The organism is Campylobacter sp. JMF_08 NE1, from assembly GCF_027737875.1.
Lineage (GTDB): Bacteria > Campylobacterota > Campylobacteria > Campylobacterales > Campylobacteraceae > Campylobacter_B.
On the sequence record NZ_JAOVUC010000016.1, the window covers coordinates 1 to 1,244 of the forward strand.

Annotated in this window: 1 protein-coding gene; it reads left to right on the forward strand. The window is 40.0% G+C overall.

Annotated features, from left to right (window positions below):
* Positions 1–969: acetyl-CoA hydrolase/transferase C-terminal domain-containing protein (locus OFN91_RS08230; protein WP_333720471.1), on the forward strand; the 969-nt coding region annotated here is incomplete at its 5' end.
* Positions 970–1,244: the final 275 nt, after the last annotated feature.

A 1,244-nucleotide genomic window follows, 5' to 3' on the forward strand; every position in this document is an offset into this window, starting at 1 on the left:
GTGGCGACTCTCGGACTTCCGCCACATAGAAAGCCACTAAATATCACAAAAGTCGATGATCGCATAGGAACACCATATTTAACAGTCGATCCAGATAAAGTCGTAGCCGTAGTAGTAGCAAACACACCAGATCGTGTTAATAAATTTACTCCACTTGATGAAATTTCAATCGCAATCGGAGATAATGTCGTTAAATTTTTTGAAAATGAAGTAAAAGCTGGAAGGTTGCCAAAAGATACGCTTTTGCCACTTCAATCTGGCATTGGCAATGTCGCAAATGCCGTTTTGGCTGGACTTAAACGAGCAGGATACAAAGGCCTTACATGCTACACAGAAGTTATCCAAGACGGACTTTTAGACTTAATCAAAGACGGCGTTGTCGAAATGGCAAGCTCTGCTTCGCTCTCTCTTAGCCCTGATGCAGTTGATGACTTCCGCGAAAACATCAACTTCTACTCCAAACACATAGTCCTTCGCCCACAAGAACTTTCAAACAACCCGGAAGTCATAAGAAGACTTGGCGTAATAGCAATGAACGGAATGCTAGAAGCCGACATTTACGGAAATGTAAATTCGACAAATGTTATGGGAACACAGATGATGAACGGCATAGGCGGAAGCGGTGATTTTGCAAGAAATGGTTATATTTCTATATTCCTTACGCCATCAACTGCAAAAGGTGGAGCAATAAGCTCAATCGTTCCTTTTGTAAGCCATGTCGATCACACAGAACACGATACAATGGTAATAGTTAGCGAATATGGTTATGCAGATTTGCGTGGTAAAAGCCCAAGAGAAAGAGCCGCTGAGATGATAAAAATAGCTCACCCTGATTACAGAGAAGCTTTGCAAGATTATTTCGATAGAGCTTGCGCACAGGAAAAAGCAGGACATACACCACATATTTTAGACGAAGCACTATCTTGGCATGATAGATTTAATAAAACAGGAACGATGAAAAAGGCGTAGGCTTTTTAAGTTGAAACTAGCCTAGCTCTTAATTCCCCAAGCCTGACGGATTTACGCACAAATTTAGGCAATTTCATCGCTCATTACCGCCACAGGTAACTTCGCTCGAAACTGCCTAAATTTGTGCGTAACTACGCCTGTTCTATCTTGAATATATTTTTTTGCAAATTAACCATTTTCTGTCATTTATTTTAACTTCAAATTCGCAAAATTTATTTTTTTAAAATTTCGCTATTATAAGGAAACACACTTGTCGTGTGTAACCTAAAATAGCG